Here is an 18,076-nt window from a genome sequence, read left to right as displayed (position 1 = left end):
TATGCTTTAAGGTGATTGCAGCGAGGCAAGGCGCACTAAAGCAAGGAGTACAACAAGCTGCAAGTGTGTTGGCCGCGCTTCGCCACCCAAGTCACATACTGGTGTATGCTCCTTGGGATAGCTCAGCTTGCCGCCTTCTTGCAACTCGAATTATTTAGAGTAATTCGAGTAAGTTAAAAATTATGCTTTAAGGTGATTGCAGCGAGGCAAGGCGCACTAAAGCAAGGAGTACAACAAGCTGCAAGTGTGTTGGCCGCGCTTCGCCACCCAAGTCACATACTGGTGTATGCTCCTTGGGATAGCTCAGCTTGCCGCCTTCTTGCAACTCGAATTATTTAGAGTAATACAGCGCTAAGTTGGCGCGTTGGCAAATTACCCTTTAGAATAATTACGGTGTATTTTACAGCAAGCGGCAGTGTGTTGAGTTTGTGTATAGTTGTAATGAATATAATTAATTAGGCATAAATAATATTTACGGATAAGGAATACTTTTGGACAGCCAGCTTGAAGTGACTGCAAAGAACTCGAAGATCGTGAGAATTTTACAAGTTACGGATACGCATCTTTTTGCTAACACTGAGAACACCCTTTTAGGTGTAAATACTTATGATAGCTATCAAGCAGTGCTTGGCGCTATTGCAAAAGAAAATCTCCCAATTGATTTGATTGTTGCGACAGGGGATCTGGTTCAAGACCAATCGCCACAAGCTTATCAACATTTTGCAGATGGTATTGAGCGTATTCCTGCGCCTTGTGTTTGGCTTCCTGGAAACCATGATTATCCGCCAGCCATGGTTGAAACCCTTAGGGTGGCTGGTATCTCAAGCGCTAAACAAATTTTAATTGGCGATGAATGGCAAATTCTAATGTTAGATAGCCAATTGCAAGACGTCCCCCATGGTGAACTTTCTGAGCAACAATTAGAATGGATGAAGCAGAGCTTAGATGCGCAACCTGACCGTACAACGTTAGTAATGCTACACCATCATCCATTGCCTTCGGGCTGTACATGGCTAGATCAACACAGCTTAAGAAATTCGCACATATTAGCGGATTACCTAAAAAGCTATCCAAATGTTAAAACCATGCTGTGTGGGCATATTCATCAAGAAATGGATGTGCTTTGGCATGGAATACGTTTGTTAGCCACGCCTTCAACTTGCGTGCAATTCAAACCACATTGTACTAACTTTGCGCTAGATACCGTAGCACCCGGTTGGCGCTATTTGGAACTCAGTGTGGATGAACAAGGGCATAGGCATATCAAAACGAGTGTGCATCGTTTAGAGACGAGAGAATTCAGCCCTGATTTAGACTCCGACGGTTATTAATCACCTTATGTCTACTTTACTTTATATTCACGGTTTTAATAGCTCACCTTTATCAGTTAAAGCAAATAGCTTAAAGAAATGGGTTGATGCAAACTACCCACATATCAATATGGTTGTGCCGCAATTACCGAATTTTCCTCGGCAAGCTCAAGCCATGTTAGAAGATATTGTCTTACAACATAAACAGGGGAAGATTGGCCTAGTAGGTTCCTCCCTTGGAGGGTATTTTTCTCTTTGGCTCAGTGAGCGTTATCAACTTCCTGCAGTGGTGGTCAACCCTGCTGTAAGACCCTTTGACTTACTACAAGACTATTTAGGGGAGAATACAAACCCCTATACTTACGAAAAATATGTGTTGGAAAACAAACATATTCATGAGCTAAAATCCTTATACATTGAAAAGTTAACATCTCCTCATCTTATTTGGTTACTACAGCAAATGGGGGATGAGGTACTTGATTATCGTGAAGCTGTTACCTATCTTTCTAAGTGTAAACAGACTGTAGAACCTGACGGTAATCATGCATTTGTTGGTTTTGAAGCATACTTTCCTCAAATTGTTCATTTTTTACAATTGGCAGAGAAATAGTGTCAAAACACATGAACACTGTTATTATCAACAGTAACTCACTGATTGAATAGTTCAATTAGCCACCTATTTACCGCAGAATGACAACATGACTCAATCTAGTTATAACGCAGAGGCCATTGAAGTCCTCAGTGGTTTGGAGCCTGTTCGCCGTCGTCCGGGGATGTATACTGATACCAGCCGACCGAACCATTTGGCTCAAGAAGTAATTGATAATAGTGTCGACGAAGCCCTTGCTGGGCATGCGGGGCACATCGAAGTTATTTTACATGCCGATCAATCCCTTGAGGTGATCGATGATGGGCGTGGTATGCCTGTTGATATCCACCCTGAAATGAAAGTGCCAGCCGTAGAGTTAATTTTAGGGCAGCTGCACGCGGGGGGGAAATTCTCCAATAAAAGTTACCAGTTTTCCGGGGGCCTACACGGGGTAGGTATTTCCGTAGTCAATGCGTTATCAAAACGTATTGAAGTTACAGTGCGTCGCGATAGCCAAGTGTATCAAATTGCCTTTGAAAACGGCGATAAAGTAGAAGATTTGCATGTAATCGGTACCTGTGGCAAGCGTAACACAGGGACTAGCGTGCATTTTTGGCCAGATGAAAGCTATTTTGATAGCCCAAAATTTTCAGTTTCGCGTTTAACTCATAATTTAAAAGCCAAAGCCGTTTTATGTCCTGGCGTGAAAATCACGTTTAAGGACAAGCTCAATAATACAGAGCAAAGCTGGTGTTACAGTGATGGGTTAACTGATTACTTAATGGAATCCATAGACGGGCTAGAAGCATTACCCGCAAAACCTTTCACTGGGGAGTTCTCAGGGGAAACTGAAGGTGCTCAGTGGGCGCTGTTATGGTTACCTGAAGGCGGTGAATTGTTAACTGAAAGCTATGTAAACCTTATTCCAACCGCGCAAGGTGGAACCCACGTTAATGGTTTACGCCAAGGGTTATTGGACGCGATGCGTGAATTTTGTGAATTCCGCAATATTTTACCTCGTGGTGTTAAGCTTTCGGCGGATGATATCTGGGAACGCTGTACGTATGTACTTTCCGTAAAAATGCAAGACCCTCAATTTGCAGGGCAAACGAAAGAACGCCTTTCATCGCGTCAATGTTCTGCATTTGTTTCCGGTGTTGTTAAAGATGCCTTTAGCCTGTGGTTAAACCAAAATGTGCAAGTGGCTGAGCAACTGGCGGAAATGGCAATATCGAGCGCACAACGCCGGATGCGTGCGGCGAAAAAAGTAGTGCGTAAGAAGCTAACCAGTGGCCCTGCATTGCCGGGTAAACTGGCAGATTGCAGCTCGCAAGACCTTAGCATGACAGAACTCTTCCTTGTCGAAGGGGATTCGGCGGGCGGGTCAGCAAAACAAGCCCGCGACCGTGAATACCAAGCTATCATGCCATTACGCGGTAAAATCCTAAACACATGGGAAGTGTCTTCTGACGAAGTTTTAGCTTCCCAAGAGGTACATGATATCTCCGTGGCAATTGGTATTGACCCTGATAGCGAAGACCTCAGCCAACTACGTTACGGTAAAATTTGTATTCTTGCGGATGCGGATTCCGACGGTTTACATATTGCAACGTTATTGTGTGCTTTATTTGTGCGCCATTTCCCGACTTTAGTCAAAGCGGGGCATGTATATATGGCAATGCCGCCGTTGTACCGTATCGATTTAGGCAAAGAAACTTTCTATGCCCTTGATGAAAGCGAAAAAAATGCGGTGCTAGAGCGTCTTAGCCGTAAGCGTGGTAAACCGAATGTTCAACGGTTTAAAGGGTTGGGTGAAATGAACCCACCACAATTACGCGAAACCACATTAGATCCAAATACTCGTCGCCTTGTTCAGTTAACCATCGATGATGAAAACTACCAAGAAACGCTTGCCGTTATGGATATGCTTCTAGCGAAGAAACGCTCTGAAGACCGCCGTAATTGGTTACAAGAAAAAGGCGATATGGCTGAAATTGATGTCTAACATCCGAATTGCGATGAGAAAGCGTAAGGAATTAATTAAATGAGTGAAATTACTCATGATGGTGTGGAGCGCTTACCGCTTCATGCCTTTACTGAAAATGCCTATCTAAACTATTCGATGTACGTCATCATGGATAGGGCATTACCTTTTATTGGCGATGGGCTTAAACCTGTTCAGCGCCGCATTGTGTATGCCATGTCAGAACTTGGTTTGAGCAACACAGCAAAATATAAGAAATCAGCAAGAACTGTCGGTGACGTACTAGGTAAATACCATCCACATGGTGACATTGCGTGTTATGAAGCGATGGTATTAATGGCTCAACCGTTTTCTTACCGTTACCCACTAGTGGACGGGCAAGGGAACTGGGGAGCACCGGATGACCCTAAATCGTTTGCAGCAATGCGTTATACCGAATCGCGCTTATCAAAGTATGCGGAAGTTTTGCTGAGCGAGTTAGCTCATGGCACGGTTGATTGGGTACCTAACTTTGATGGTACGTTAAACGAACCTAAAATGTTACCGGCGCGTCTGCCAAATATTTTATTAAATGGCACAACGGGCATTGCAGTTGGGATGGCGACAGATATTCCGCCTCATAACGCCCGAGAAGTGGCAAATGCGCTAGTGGCATTGTTGGAGAAACCAACACTGGGTCTTGACGATATCATGGCGTTTGTTCCTGGTCCTGATTACCCGACCGAAGCTGAAATTATTTCTTCACAAAGTGATATCCGTAAAATTTACCAAAACGGTCGTGGTTCTGTTCGTATGCGTGCTGTGTGGGAAAAAGAAGACGGCAATGCAGTGATAACAGCGTTGCCTCATCAAGTTTCTGGCGCGAAAGTATTAGAGCAAATTGCTAGCCAAATGCGCGCGAAAAAGCTACCCATGGTTGAAGATTTACGTGATGAATCTGACCACGAAAACCCAACTCGTTTGGTTATTGTTCCGCGTAGTAATCGTGTTGATATTGACCAAGTGATGACGCATTTATTTGCGACTACCGACTTAGAAAGAAGTTATCGTGTTAACCTGAATATGATTGGCTTGGACAATCGTCCTTCAGTTAAAGGGTTAGTTGAAATTTTAACTGAGTGGATTACTTATCGTCGCCAAACAGTTCGTAATCGATTAAATCACCGTTTAGACAAAGTGTTAAGGCGTTTACATATTTTAGATGGTTTATTAATCGCTTACCTTAACATTGATGAAGTTATTGAAATTATTCGTACAGAGGACGAGCCAAAGGCTGTCCTAATGTCCCGCTTTAATATTACGGATACACAAGCAGAAGCTATTTTAGAGTTAAAACTACGTCATTTAGCGAAGCTTGAAGAAATGAAGATCCGTGGTGAGCAAGATGAATTAGCAAAAGAACGTGATGAGTTACAAGGTATCTTAGGGTCAGAGCGTAAATTAAATACCTTAATTAAAAAAGAAATTCAGGCTGATGCTAAAGCTTATGGCGATGATCGCCGCTCACCATTACATGAGCGTGAAGAAGCTAAGGCCATGAGTGAGCATGAAATTCTCCCTTCAGAGCCTATTACCGTTGTGCTTTCTGATATGGGCTGGGTACGTAGTGCTAAGGGCCATGATATAGAGCCGACGAACCTCAATTACAAAGCTGGCGATGGTTTTAAAGACGCAGCTCGAGGCAAATCGAACCAAGCCGCAGTATTCCTTGATTCAACAGGGCGTAGTTATTCTGTTGACCCGCTTGAACTACCATCAGCGCGTAGTCAAGGCGAGCCATTAACAGGGAAACTGTCATTGCCACCAGGTGCAACCATTGAACATGTGTTAATGGCACCTGAAGAGCAAAAATATTTGATGGCGTCTGATGCTGGTTACGGCTTTATTTGTACTTTCAATGACCTAGTAACCAAAAACAAAGCAGGTAAGGCTTTAATTTCGTTACCAGATAACGCAAAAGTGTTAGCCCCCATTGAGCTACATAATGAACAAGAAGATTTGCTGTTGGCAATAACCAAAGCAGGGCGTATGTTAATATTCCCTGTTTCAGATTTACCACAGCTGTCGAAAGGTAAAGGGAATAAAATTATCAACATAGCTGGTGCTCAAGCTGCAAGTGGTGATGATTTGTTGACTTGGCTTATGATTTTACCTACAGGTGCATCAATGACTTTGCATTTTGGTAAGCGAAAATTGAAATTTAAAGCTGAAGATCTGCAAAAATATCGTTCAGAGCGCGGCCGCAAAGGGACCTCCTTGCCGCGAGGAATGCACAATATTGAACGTATTGATATTGAGCCTTTAGGTGCTGAATAATTAGTTAAGTAATAAATTCCTATTTATTCACTGCTCAGTCAGATTTGATTGGTGAATAAGTGGGTGATATTAATAGATTGGGGCTGTATGGCCCCGTTGAATTTGGGGTTAGTATGTTAGCGCTGATTAGAGCGATTATAGTTATTATCTACACGCTTGCTGTTTGTATCGGGGGCGGTATTTACTGTCTATTTAGCCCACGCAATCCAAAACATGTGATGACGTTTGGCCATATGTTTGGTCGGTTATCTGTAGTTTTTGGGATTAACGTGATCAACCGTGTCCCTGAAAAAGCCAAAAGCTATGGCCCAAGCATTTATATTGGTAATCACCAAAACAATTACGATATGGTGACTATGTCAAATGGTGTGCAGCCAAGAACGGTAACAGTGGGCAAAAAAAGTTTAGTTTATATTCCATTTTTCGGTTTTTTATATTGGATCACTGGCAATATTCTAATTGACCGCGCTAATCGTTCTAAAGCACATAATACGATTACTCAAGTGGCGGATCAGATAAAAAAACGTAAAATTTCAGTGTGGATGTTTCCAGAAGGGACGCGCAGCCGTGGGCGCGGTCTATTGCCTTTTAAAACGGGGGCATTTCATGCTGCTATCGCTGCTGGGGTACCTATCGTGCCAGTCTGTGTTTCTAGTACGCAAGGCAAGATTAAACTAAACCGTTGGAACAACGGTAATGTGATCATTGAGATGCTAGATCCTATCGATACGTCAGTGTATAGCCGTGAACAGGTCCGCGAACTGTCGGAACTCTGCCATTCCTTAATGGAAGCTAAAATAAAAGAGTTAGATTTAGAAGTCGCTGAAATGGCGAAGCAATCCCAAAAATAATGCGTTATTAAGCCTAATATTCAATAATGCGGTCAGTAAAAATTATTGTCCGCATTATTATCCAAAAACGAGTTTGCCCATCAAATTTGAATCACATTTCGTATAATTTTTTCTTTTTAATTAATTAACCCTACTACTTGTAAAGCTATTAATTATATTTTTATATTTTTAGAAAGATATTTTTAGAATTTACTCTTTTTTCGCGATATCATGGCTGACATAATATTACGGTACTTTATTGTTGTATCTAAGTAGTTATTTTGCTAGCGCCAATTCAAAATTAGCCGCGTTATTGGCTGAAAGTTTCTAATATTAAATAATAAAATGCGCTGGAATTTTTGTTTAGCGGAGAATTTATGTCATTCAATCGATGCCAAACCCTTGTAGCGGCAGGGTTGGCTCTATGTATGTCCTATGTGCCAATGAATGTAAGCGCAGAGGGGGCGATAGCTTTACCTGTGCCACCGTTATTAGAATCTCGGTCTGGTCAGCCACTCTTTTTGACATTACAAAAAATCCATTGGTCTTTTGATGGGAAATACTCAGCCGATATTTGGGGAATCAATGGTTCTTCACCAGGACCAACGGTAAGAGTCAAAAATGGTGATGATTTAAAGCTAATTTATAGCAATAGATTGCCTGAAGCTGTTTCAATGACCATCAGTGGGTTACAAATCCCGGGGACCCAGATCGGTGGGGCTGCAAGGTTGATTTCACCGAATGCAGATTGGTCCCCCGTGATCCCTATTCGTCAAAATGCAGCGACACTTTGGTATCATGCAAATACCCAAGGAAAAATGGGTGAACAAGTCCACAATGGGTTATTAGGCATGTGGATTATAGAAGATGATGTGACTAAAAATTTGCGTTTGCCTAAGCACTACGGTGTCGATGATTTTCCTATTATTATTCAAGACAAGCGGCTAGATAACTTTGGTGTGCCTGAATATAAAGCGAGTGAAGACGGTTTTCTTGGCGATACCTTATTAGTTAATGGTGTTCAGGACCCGTATGTCGAAGTTTCTCGCGGATGGGTGCGTTTACGGTTGCTAAATGCATCGAATTCACGTCATTATGTAATGAAAATTAGTGATGGTCGCCCATTTTCGATGATCGCATCAGACCAAGGCTTGCTCACTGTGCCTGTTAATGTTCAAGCATTACCACTCGCCCCAGGTGAAAGGCGAGAAGTGCTGATTGACATGGCGAAAACTCAAGAGTTGACCATCACAGCAGGCGAGTCTGCAACATTTATGGACCGAGTAAAAGGGTTATTTGAGCCGTCAAATAGCCTAATCTCTACTAATGTGTTGACGATTAAAGCCACAGGCTTAATGTCGTTAGTGACTGATGGCTTACCAACGCAATTAGCTGAAGACAAAACGCAAGTTACATCCAGTATAATGCAACGTGAAATCCACCTTAATGACGGCTTTGGTATTAATAATGCGGTTCTTGATACTAATAGAGTCGATATGACAAGCCGTCAAGGAAATTGGGAACGTTGGGTTATTACAACAAATGTTCCGCAAGCGTTTCATATTGAAGGTGTGAGGTTTAAAGTGCTGAACCGCAATGGTCAACCGACTCCGCCTGAAGATTATGGTTGGAAAGACACCGTATGGGTAGATGGTCGTACCGAGTTGTTAGTTCAAATGATGCAACCTTCGTATAACCATTTTCCATTCTTATTCTATAGCCAAAATTTGGAAAAAGCGGATTTAGGTTCAGCGGGTCAGTTGGTGGTTTCACCACAAGAGTAGTTAAATGAAATAGCAATGTTATCAATAAGAACTATTAAGGAGGTTATTATGCCAAACACAAGAGCTAGAGCGTTAAATTGTATAATAATCATTAGTTAGAGAGGTATTTGCTTCTCTAACACTAGGAGAAGTTAATGGTAACATTGGTTGTTTTAACCCCTGAAAATTGGGAAGAGTGCGCAGATTTACAGGTTTCACCAGCGCAATCCGCATTTATTGCGTCGAACCTTTATTCTATTGCTGAAGTGCAATTTCTAACGGGGTTTGTCGTGAAAGGGATATGCCATCGTGATGAGATGATTGGGATGTTAATGTATGGTATTGACCCCGATGATGGTAATTACTGGATTTATCGTTTTATGATTGATGAAAAGCATCAAGGTAAGGGCTATGCAAAGCAGGCAATGGCTTTGTTGATAGCGGATATTCAGCAGGAAAATACAGCGAATATTCCCTTTTTGATGGTTGGTTATCATTCAGAAAATAATACTGCGCACTATTTTTATCAAAGCACAGGGTTTGTTTCCCAAGGCTTAGCAGATTGGGGGGAGAATTTAGCTCAATATTGCTTAGTTTAAAAATCAGCGAGCCGCATGGAAATTGCGGCTCTTTTTTATCTTGAACTATCAAAGAATAATTTATTCGGTAACACAAAGTTATGCCGTTTTAATAGTACGAAGGGTCTCCCACTCTATTAAATAGAGTGGAAGTCATCAGAAATTGAATTTGTGTTCCTTTGAAAAAGGAAAGGAATTTATAAGCTATCGTTAATCAATAAACAGTATAGACAGATAAATTAGGCTATTGTTTTTTGCATTTTATCTTAATGAACTAACTAAGCGCTACGCGAACTCCAAAAGCAATTAAAATAACTCCCAGCACTTTATCAACATATTTTTGCACTTTCGCTAACCCTTTTCTAACTGGGGCACTTTGAATTAAAAAGACTAAAATTGGCCAATAAATAACGGCGAGCCCCCAAATAATAAAAGCAAACCATAGTTTTTCGCCAACAGTTGAATTGATGTCCAATACTTGAGTAAACACAGCAAGGAAGAAAAGAGTTGCTTTCGGGTTCAGGACATTACAGAGAAAGCCTTGCATAAAGGCTTTTTTGAACGAGACAATCTCATGTTTACGAGTATTTAAATCAACCAAATGGCTTGACTGAGGCATCAGGCTTTTGATACCAATCCATACCAAGTAAGCGGCTCCTGCATATTTTAAAATATTAAATAGCCAAGGCGTCGTCGTGATGAGAACGGCAAGGCCTGCAACACAATAAGACATATGTAGAGCAATTGCAGCAATAACACCAAAGGCTGTCATGAGAGCCGCTGAACGTTGGTATCGTGCGGCATTTTTAACAATTAAAAAGAAGTCAGGACCTGGCGATAGCATCCCTAGGGTTGCTATGGTGGCAATCATAATACTAGTTTCGTACATGGGATATTCTCTTTTCTATAGCCCCTTACTAACCCAATTTTTAGAATTTGCAATACCTTGCTAAATACCCGTAAATTGAGGCAGGATGAGGTATCTCTTTTGTTTTTAAATGTTATTTTTAGTCCTAAATTTATCAATTCGAGTATAAGTGATTCAAACCTGTTTAAGGAAGCTTAAATTTAGTCGACGAAGCAATTCTCTTTCCGTATAGTGTGCTCAATTTTTATATTAGTTTCTAAGGTGAGTAGATGAATATTAGCTTAATCGCAGCAATGGCGATCGATCAGGTTATCGGCATGGAAAAAGCGATGCCTTGGAATTTGCCCGGTGATCTTGCGTGGTTCAAACGAAATACGTTAAATAGGCCCGTTATTATGGGGCGTGTCACCTATGAATCAATCGGGCGTCCATTACCACAACGCGTCAACATCGTATTAACTAGCCAGCCAGGGGCAGACTCTAACGTTGTTTGGGTGACCTCTATGGAAGAAGCGCTAGCTGCTGCACAAGCGGTAGAGAATGTTGAGGAAATCATGGTGATTGGTGGCGGTAAGGTTTACCAGCAGTTTTTACCTCTAGCGAATAAATTATACCTGACTCATGTTGATGCAGAAGTCATTGGGGATACTCATTTCCCAGTTTATGAGCCAGATGAATGGGATTCGATTTTTACCGAATATCACGAAGCGGATGAAAACAATACGCACGGCTATTGTTTTGAGATACTAACCAAAAGAGTTTAAATTTTCGTTTCACAAAAATGGCGCTTAATGCGCCATTTTGTTTTTAATAGAGCCAAAACTATTCTTTACGGCTTTTTTGGTGTGATTTTTGGCGATAAAATTGTTTTGTTTCCCAGTGGTATAAGGTTAAATCACCACCCCAGCAGCAGCCAGTATCTAAAGCATAAACGTTATCTGGTGTACATTTCCCTTCAAGGGATGCCCAATGGCCAAAGAACACCGAATAATCATCAGGAATTTGACTTGGCAAATCAAACCAAGGTTTTAATGGTGCGGGCGCTTTTTTAGGGTTTTCTTTGCAAATCATATCAAGCTGCCCATTCGGGAAGCAGTAGCGTAAACGTGTGAGAGCATTGGTACTAAAACGTAAGCGTGCTAACCCCATTAAACTACTCGACCAATTATTTGGCATATCGCCATACATTGAATCGATAAATAGCGGGTAAGCATCACTGGAAAGGACGGCTTCGACTTCCCTAGCGCACATCCGTGCGGTTTCAATATCCCACTGTGGCGTTATACCTGCATGCGTCATCACTATTTTTCTTTCTTCATCAATTTGCAATAAAGGTTGACGACGTAGCCAATTGATTAGTTCGTCTAGATCAGGGGCATGCAATAATTCATCAAGGTGATCTTTAGGTTTATTACGACTGATTTTACAGTAGATCCCGAGAAGATGGAGATCATGGTTACCGAGAACCAAACGCACCGCGGGACCTAAACTTTTAACATAACGTAAAACTTGCAGTGACCCAGAACCTCGGGCAACCAAGTCACCAGTAAGCCATAATGTGTCTTGGTTTGGATCAAAATTGACCCTGTCCATTAGTTCACGAAGTTCACGATAGCAACCGTGGATATCACCTACTAAATATGTCGACATAATTAATTAATCAATGTTGGAATTGCAAGACGAAAAGCGGGGATATCAACGTGAAAATGGTCCCCTTGAGTGCTTAGCATCACGTAATAACCTTCCATCGTTCCCATTGGTGTTTCAAGAATTGCACCACTGGTGTAACGATATTCTTTTCCAGGAGGAATGACGGGTTGTTCACCCACCACGCCTTCACCTTGAACTTCAGTTTTATGGCCATCACTGTTAGTAATGAGCCAATAGCGGCTCATTAATTGGATGGGTTCTCGCCCTAAATTGCGAATACAGATGGTATAAGCGAACACATACCTTGCAATATCGGGTTGAGATTGGCTTTCGATGTAGACACTCTGAACTTGGATGCTTACATTTGGTTCATTAAGCATAGTGCCTCCTTCAACAGACTATTCTGACCGGTTAGAAAGATAGTTTGCCATTTTGCAATATTGTTCAACAGAAATATTTTCTGCACGGGTACCTAAGTCAACACCCAAATTGGTTAACTCTTCAACACTAAATAAATCCCCTAAGCTATTGCGGATCGTTTTACGGCGTTGGTTAAAAGCTTGGGTAGTAATACGACTTAAGAATTTAATATCTTTTACTGGATAAGGGTTTTCACGATGAGGGATTAACCTCACAATCGCAGAATCTACTTTTGGTGCTGGAGTAAATGCTGTTGGCGGCACTTCGAGTACTGGAACCACATGGCAATAATATTGCGCCATGACACTTAAACGACCATAAGCCTTACTCCCAGGGCCTGCTACCAGCCGATTAACCACTTCTTTTTGCAGCATGAAATTCATATCTGCAATCGAGTTAGTAAAGGTAAATAGGTGGAACATCAATGGGGTAGAAATATTGTAGGGTAAGTTACCAAATACCCGCAGGGGTTGACCTGCTTGTTTTGCTAGCTCGCCGAAATCCACAGTCATCGCATCTTGCTGAATGATAGTGAGTTTATCTTTTAGTTGCGGATGGACGTGTAACCGTGCCGCGAGGTCACGGTCGAGTTCAACGACGGTCATTTTGTCGATTCGGCTACCAACCGGTTCTGTTAAGGCACCTAAGCCAGGGCCAATTTCGACAATGGATTGGCCCGGTTTCGGGTTCATTGCATCTACGATGCTGTCAATAATAAACTGGTCAGTTAAAAAGTTCTGCCCGAAACGTTTGCGGGCAAAGTGCCCCTGATGGACTCGATTATTCATGTATTTTTAGATGTCATTTGGATAGCTAACTTTAATGCGGTGATAAAACTCCCCGCATCAGCATGACCCGTCCCCGCGAGTTCAAGCGCAGTGCCATGATCGACAGAGGTACGGATAAAAGGCAGACCGAGGGTAATATTCACCGCTCTGCCGAAACCTTGGTATTTTAACACAGGAAGACCCTGATCATGATACATTGCTAAAACTGCATCTGCGTGATCTAAATACTTAGGTTGGAAAAGGGTATCCGCGGGTAATGGCCCAACGAGATGAACCCCCTCTACACGTAAGCTTTCAAGTGCGGGTTCGATGGTGTCAATTTCTTCGGTACCCATATGGCCACCTTCACCTGCATGTGGGTTTAAGCCACAAACATAGATTGTAGGTTTTTCAATACCGAATTTTGTTTGTAAATCATGATGTAAGATGGTGATCACTTCACGTAGACTTTGTTGCGTGATGGCACCTGAAACATCTTTAAGTGGTAGGTGTGTGGTGGCTAAGGCAACACGAAGCTCTTCGGTTGCTAGCATCATAACGACCCGCTCACAACCACTACGTTCTGCAAAAAACTCGGTGTGACCACTAAAGGGAACACCGGCATCATTAATAATGCCCTTATGCACTGGCCCCGTTACAATCGCTGAAAATTCACCCTTTAAACAGCCATCACAGGCTTGTGCTAATGTGTTAACCACATAGCTACCATTGGCCACATTGAGTACGCCTGCTTTCGCCGGGGTATTTAAGTCAACGGGTATAATGGATAGATGACCTGGAGTATGGGCTTTTACTGCCTTACTTGATTCATATTCGGTCAGAGTGAGTGGTAAGTTTAACGTTTTAGCGCGTTCAAGAAGTAAGTTTGGATCAGCGCATGCAACTAACTCAACAGGCCATGCCTGCTGAGCGAGTTGGATTAGCAAATCTGGACCAACCCCGGCAGGTTCACCGGGGGTGATAACAATAGGCTTAATTAGATTTTTCATCATTAGATTGGTTGTCACGACCATCGATGACTTTTACGTAAGCAGAAGCCCGCTGCTCTTGCATCCAGCTTTGCGCTTCTTCATTAAATTTACGGTTAAACAGTAGGCGGTACGCTTGGTCTTTTTGTGCCGCATCTGTTTTATCTACCTTACGTGTATCTTCTAATTGAATTAAGTGCCAGCCAAAACTTGAAGGAACAGGTTGGCTTAATTCACCTTTGTTTAATTTCATCAGAGCATCACGGAATGCTGGGTCATAGATATCCGGCATGTTCCAACCCAATTCACCGCCTTTTAAGGCGCTACCTGGGTCTTCTGAATTCTCTTTTGCCGCATCTTCAAATGTGATTGCGCCAGAACGGATATCTTGGGCTATTTTCACTAGTTTCTGTCTAGCTTGAGTATCATCCATAATTGGAGATGATTTAATCAAAATATGGCGTGCTTTTACTTCTGTTACAGAAATCGGTTGGCTACCACCACTGACATCATTTACGCGCAAAATATGGAAACCAACACCAGAGCGAATTGGGCCGACAATATTGCCTTTTTTCGCATTTTTTAATTGTTCAGCAAAGACAACTGGCAATTCTTGTAAACGTGACCAACCCATATTGCCGCCTTTCAGCGCTTGCGGGTCTGCTGAGTAGGCAATCGCTAATTTACCAAAATCCCCACCTTTTTTCAGTTCAGTTAAGATTTTGTCTACTAACGCTTCCGCTGTTTTTAACTGTTCTTGAGTTGGGTTCTCGGATAATGGGATTAAGATATGGCTGAGATTAACCCCCATTTCGTAGTTTGCTTGTGAGCTCATTTGTTCAGCAAGAGAATCAACTTCTTGCGGTAAAATTGTCACACGGCGGCGTACTTCATTATTACGCACTTCAGCGATCAGCATCTCTTTACGAATTTCACTGCGATATTGAGCCATATTGATGCCATCAGCAGTTAAACGCTTTTGCATTTGCTCCAGAGTTAAACCGTTCTGGCGAGCAATATCAGCGATGGTCGCATTCACGGCTTCTTCTGGAATGTTTATCTGCATCTGGTTAGCCATCTGCAAGATGATGTTATCCATAACTAGACGCTCAAGGATCTGATGACGCAGGGTTTGATCATCAGGCACCTGTTGGCGTGCGTTCTGAGCGTTCACTTTTACCGTATTGATCATATTCTGGACGTCACTTTCCAGCACAACTCCGTTGTTGACGACCGCAGCCACTTTATCCATTTGCTGCGGCGCAGCCAAGGCAGCAGAGCTTGCGAACATCAGTCCCAGAATAAGCGTTCTCCAATTCTTCATAATGGTCCTATAATATTGACTTTGATTCCGCAAAATGCGGGCTAATACGTGTTTACTCGCCATACTTCGAGTTGCAGTGTTGTTGACTGCACCTCGAAGTATTTAGAGTAAATGCATCTCAAATTATTCAGAATAAACGATGCTATTTGTTATCAGAAAGCACGTTGATAAGGCATAATACCTCGGCTCAACATTTCCTGACTACCTAAACTATGATTGTTATTTAGGCCTCTAAGTTCCACATTGATTGACCATTTATTATCATATTCGCTGCTGAACTTTTCTTTTTGCCAACCGACAATCTTACGTTCATAGCCAAGGTTGACTGCCCAACAACAGGTATTATATTGCAACCCAACCAGTTGGCTCGCGGATTGTTTTTGTTTTGTATCATAATAATATGAGCCGACAAAACCCCAGCGATCATTCAATGGCCAACTAACAACCGTACCTACCTGTGAAATACCTTGTTGATATTCAGGTAGGGTATAGGTGTAGCCACCATTTGCCACATCATCACGGCGGAAGGTTGCTTGAATATAATCGCGGTCAACAAAACGGTAGTTCAACTGAACTAATCTATCTGCATCTAAACGATATTCTGCAACAGCGTTCCCCATAGTGACATTGCCTAGACGACGGTCATACTGTAAACCACCGCGCATTCCCCAATTATCATTGATGCGCCACATGGTATCAGTGGCCCATAATAAGGAACCGGTATTACTTTTATCATCAATTGGGCGGTTAGAGTCACCCGCACGAGGGCGTTCGAAATAATAAATTTGCCCAACGGAGAAATTAAAGCGCTCAGCTAAACTATCATCATAGAGGCGAGTTGTAACACCCGTAGTGAGCTGATTTGCTGAGGCTATACGGTCAAGACCACTGTATATTCTGTCACGGAACAAACCGCTGTAATCCGATTGTAATAATGAGGAATCGAAGTTATTGATATTGTCCTGATCTTTATACGGAATATACAGGTACTGTACGCGTGGCTCTAATGTTTGTATAAAATCGCTTCCTTGGTAGAGGTCGCGCTCAAAAACGACTTTTGCGTCACTTTTGAACATTGGGAGAACACGGCTTACATTTTTCTCTAAATTTTTATCAGTATTAGAGCGGGGTATGTCTTGGTCGTAATGGGTAGCATACAATTTAATGCTATTGTTCATATTTGCCCAGCCATTTGATAATGGCAGGTTCACCTCAGGTTCGAAGTGTAAACGTGTTGCATCAGGGTTGTTTTTACCCACACTAGTAAAACGAGCCGCTTGCGCATAGGTATGAAAATCGAAAGCGCCTAAATTATTTTTATAATAATTAAAGTCAACTTGCGGCTCCGCTTTATATGCGCGTTTGTTTGGGTTATCAGCAAAGATCTGGAACTGCTTATGGGTAACTTTAGCATTCCAGTTAGTATCTGAATAACCGGCACTGAATTTTTGGGTGGCATAACCATCAGTGGTACTACCGTATTGGGAACTAAAATCTGTAAAGTAGCTTGGGTCGCTTACTTTGGTATAGTCTGAGCTAAAATTCCAATGCCCTGCATAGGTACCTGAATGGCGCCAGTAGAATAACCAGCGGTCATCGCTGTCACGCTTTTCACGTTTACCACGTTCTTTATCTTTACTGTAGGCTCTGTCATGCTTCAGAAAGTCAAATGCAACGGTACCTGTTCCTGGTGTTATTAGATAACGGAATTCATTATTTAACTTAACACCACGGTGTGTCATAAACTGTGGGGTGATAGTTGCATCGTAGTTCGGTGCAATATTCCAATAATAAGGTAAAGAAAACTCTAAACCGTCATTAGTTGAATAGCTACCTGTTGGAATTAAGAAACCGGAACGACGCTTGTTACCAATAGGCAACTGCATATATGGGCTATAAAAAATTGGCACATCACCAACTTTAAAGCGCGCATGCCAAATTTCAGCGACTTCTTCTTCTCGGTCGATAATTACTTCTGAACCAGCAACGCTCCAGCTATTATTGCCGGGTAAGCAGGTGGTGAAAGTCCCATTTTCCATAATGGAATAACGGTTTTCATCACGCATCTTCATTTTTGTTGCGTCACCACGTCCCTGACGGCCTACCATCATGTAGTTACCATCATTTACATCGGTATTTTTGTTATCTAAATTCGACCATGCTGAAGGGCCTTTTAAGATAATTTGCGGATCATCGTAATGAACATTACCGGTTGCGGTCACTTCACGTACAGGAGGCTCACCCGCCGTTTCTGTTTGGGTGAGTTTGACGTTATCAGCGGTTAATGTCTGGTTCCCTTGTTGAATATCGACATTACCGTCATATTCAACAAAATTAGGGTATTCGCCACGGACATCTTCAGCAGTTATGTGAATAGGCAGGTTGTTGGGGTCACCCTTTACAATAGGTTTTGTATATACAGGGACACCCAGCATACACTGCTGTGCAAGGTCAGCATGTGCTTGCTGACTATAAATTGCCGCCCATACCATGGTGGCAAGTAGTGTTGGATAGCTTTTTTTCTTCATTAAATATGCGGTTCCGTCATAATTGGCACAGCCAGCAAACGCTCAAAGACTAACTTAGCCAACCACTTTGCGCCAGTATAATGTAAAAAACTTTACGCGCGGGTAGTTATGCATAGAGCAGAATGAATAGTATGATAATGCAAAATTGCATTCTGAGCAT

At 42.2% G+C, this 18,076-nt stretch carries 17 protein-coding genes; 10 read left to right on the top strand and 7 right to left on the bottom strand.

The window, feature by feature from the left end:
- Nucleotides 1-11 precede the first annotated feature (11 nt).
- The 9 genes from ABE954_RS17495 to ABE954_RS17455 all read left to right on the top strand — a co-directional run bounded on the left by ABE954_RS17495 (nucleotide 12) and on the right by ABE954_RS17455 (nucleotide 9,391).
- Nucleotides 12-158, top strand: coding sequence for a hypothetical protein (locus ABE954_RS17495; RefSeq protein ID WP_166732483.1), 147 nt, complete (start codon nucleotides 12-14; stop codon nucleotides 156-158).
- Nucleotides 159-192: 34 nt separating this feature from the next.
- Nucleotides 193-339, top strand: coding sequence for a hypothetical protein (locus ABE954_RS17490; protein WP_166732483.1), 147 nt, complete (start codon nucleotides 193-195; stop codon nucleotides 337-339).
- A 152-nt stretch (nucleotides 340-491) separates the two neighbouring features.
- Nucleotides 492-1,331, top strand: coding sequence for a 3',5'-cyclic-AMP phosphodiesterase (cpdA, locus tag ABE954_RS17485; protein WP_042846027.1), 840 nt, complete (start codon nucleotides 492-494; stop codon nucleotides 1,329-1,331).
- 7 nt (nucleotides 1,332-1,338) lie between these two features.
- Nucleotides 1,339-1,920: an esterase YqiA gene (gene yqiA, locus ABE954_RS17480; RefSeq protein WP_371025636.1), complete on the top strand. Its 582-nt coding sequence runs from the start codon at nucleotides 1,339-1,341 to the stop codon at nucleotides 1,918-1,920.
- Nucleotides 1,921-2,008: 88 nt separating this feature from the next.
- Nucleotides 2,009-3,904 carry a DNA topoisomerase IV subunit B gene (gene parE, locus ABE954_RS17475; protein WP_042846024.1) on the top strand — a complete coding sequence of 632 codons (1,896 nt, stop codon included), beginning with the start codon at nucleotides 2,009-2,011 and terminating at the stop codon, nucleotides 3,902-3,904.
- Nucleotides 3,905-3,943: 39 nt separating this feature from the next.
- Nucleotides 3,944-6,199, top strand: a complete 2,256-nt coding sequence (gene parC / locus ABE954_RS17470) for a DNA topoisomerase IV subunit A (RefSeq protein ID WP_042846022.1) — start codon at nucleotides 3,944-3,946, stop codon at nucleotides 6,197-6,199.
- Nucleotides 6,200-6,312: 113 nt separating this feature from the next.
- Nucleotides 6,313-7,050, top strand: a complete 738-nt coding sequence (locus ABE954_RS17465; protein WP_042846393.1) for a 1-acylglycerol-3-phosphate O-acyltransferase — start codon at nucleotides 6,313-6,315, stop codon at nucleotides 7,048-7,050.
- A 356-nt stretch (nucleotides 7,051-7,406) separates the two neighbouring features.
- Nucleotides 7,407-8,813: a cell division protein FtsP gene (gene ftsP, locus ABE954_RS17460; protein WP_042846021.1), complete on the top strand. Its 1,407-nt coding sequence runs from the start codon at nucleotides 7,407-7,409 to the stop codon at nucleotides 8,811-8,813.
- 134 nt (nucleotides 8,814-8,947) lie between these two features.
- Nucleotides 8,948-9,391, top strand: a complete 444-nt coding sequence (locus ABE954_RS17455) for a GNAT family N-acetyltransferase (protein ID WP_048606288.1) — start codon at nucleotides 8,948-8,950, stop codon at nucleotides 9,389-9,391.
- Nucleotides 9,392-9,644: 253 nt separating this feature from the next.
- Here ABE954_RS17455 and ABE954_RS17450 read toward each other — a convergent pair whose 3' ends face one another.
- Nucleotides 9,645-10,259: a LysE family translocator gene (locus tag ABE954_RS17450; RefSeq protein ID WP_129466394.1), complete on the bottom strand. Its 615-nt coding sequence runs from the start codon at nucleotides 10,257-10,259 to the stop codon at nucleotides 9,645-9,647.
- 248 nt (nucleotides 10,260-10,507) lie between these two features.
- On the opposite strand from ABE954_RS17450, the gene folA reads away from it, so the two are divergent.
- Entirely contained in the window at nucleotides 10,508-11,002 is a 495-nt protein-coding gene (folA, locus tag ABE954_RS17445) for a type 3 dihydrofolate reductase (RefSeq protein ID WP_042846016.1), read from the top strand.
- A 58-nt stretch (nucleotides 11,003-11,060) separates the two neighbouring features.
- Here folA and apaH read toward each other — a convergent pair whose 3' ends face one another.
- From apaH to lptD, 6 genes are all read right to left on the bottom strand, one after another.
- Nucleotides 11,061-11,888 carry a bis(5'-nucleosyl)-tetraphosphatase (symmetrical) ApaH gene (apaH, locus tag ABE954_RS17440; RefSeq protein ID WP_371025635.1) on the bottom strand — a complete coding sequence of 276 codons (828 nt, stop codon included), beginning with the start codon at nucleotides 11,886-11,888 and terminating at the stop codon, nucleotides 11,061-11,063.
- A gap of 2 nt (nucleotides 11,889-11,890) precedes the next feature.
- Nucleotides 11,891-12,268, bottom strand: coding sequence for a Co2+/Mg2+ efflux protein ApaG (gene apaG, locus ABE954_RS17435; protein WP_042846012.1), 378 nt, complete (start codon nucleotides 12,266-12,268; stop codon nucleotides 11,891-11,893).
- Between the two features lie 18 nt (nucleotides 12,269-12,286).
- Nucleotides 12,287-13,096, bottom strand: a complete 810-nt coding sequence (gene rsmA, locus ABE954_RS17430; RefSeq protein ID WP_042846010.1) for a 16S rRNA (adenine(1518)-N(6)/adenine(1519)-N(6))-dimethyltransferase RsmA — start codon at nucleotides 13,094-13,096, stop codon at nucleotides 12,287-12,289.
- Complete coding sequence (gene pdxA / locus ABE954_RS17425) at nucleotides 13,093-14,088, bottom strand: 4-hydroxythreonine-4-phosphate dehydrogenase PdxA (RefSeq protein WP_166686099.1); 996 nt, start codon at nucleotides 14,086-14,088, stop codon at nucleotides 13,093-13,095. Before pdxA ends, rsmA begins: the two co-directional genes overlap by 4 nt.
- On the bottom strand, nucleotides 14,069-15,388 hold the full coding sequence (gene surA / locus ABE954_RS17420) for a peptidylprolyl isomerase SurA (RefSeq protein WP_042846006.1): 1,320 nt from the start codon (nucleotides 15,386-15,388) through the stop codon (nucleotides 14,069-14,071). The genes pdxA and surA overlap by 20 nt, the downstream gene beginning before the upstream one ends.
- Nucleotides 15,389-15,540: 152 nt before the next feature.
- Nucleotides 15,541-17,916, bottom strand: coding sequence for an LPS assembly protein LptD (gene lptD, locus ABE954_RS17415; RefSeq protein WP_371025634.1), 2,376 nt, complete (start codon nucleotides 17,914-17,916; stop codon nucleotides 15,541-15,543).
- Nucleotides 17,917-18,076: the final 160 nt, after the last annotated feature.

The sequence above is a fragment of the Providencia sp. TYF-12 genome (genome assembly GCF_041344805.1).
GTDB lineage: Bacteria > Pseudomonadota > Gammaproteobacteria > Enterobacterales > Enterobacteriaceae > Providencia > Providencia huashanensis.
The sequence above is the reverse complement of the archived record's forward strand: the minus strand, read 5'-3'. Positions and strand labels throughout refer to the sequence as shown.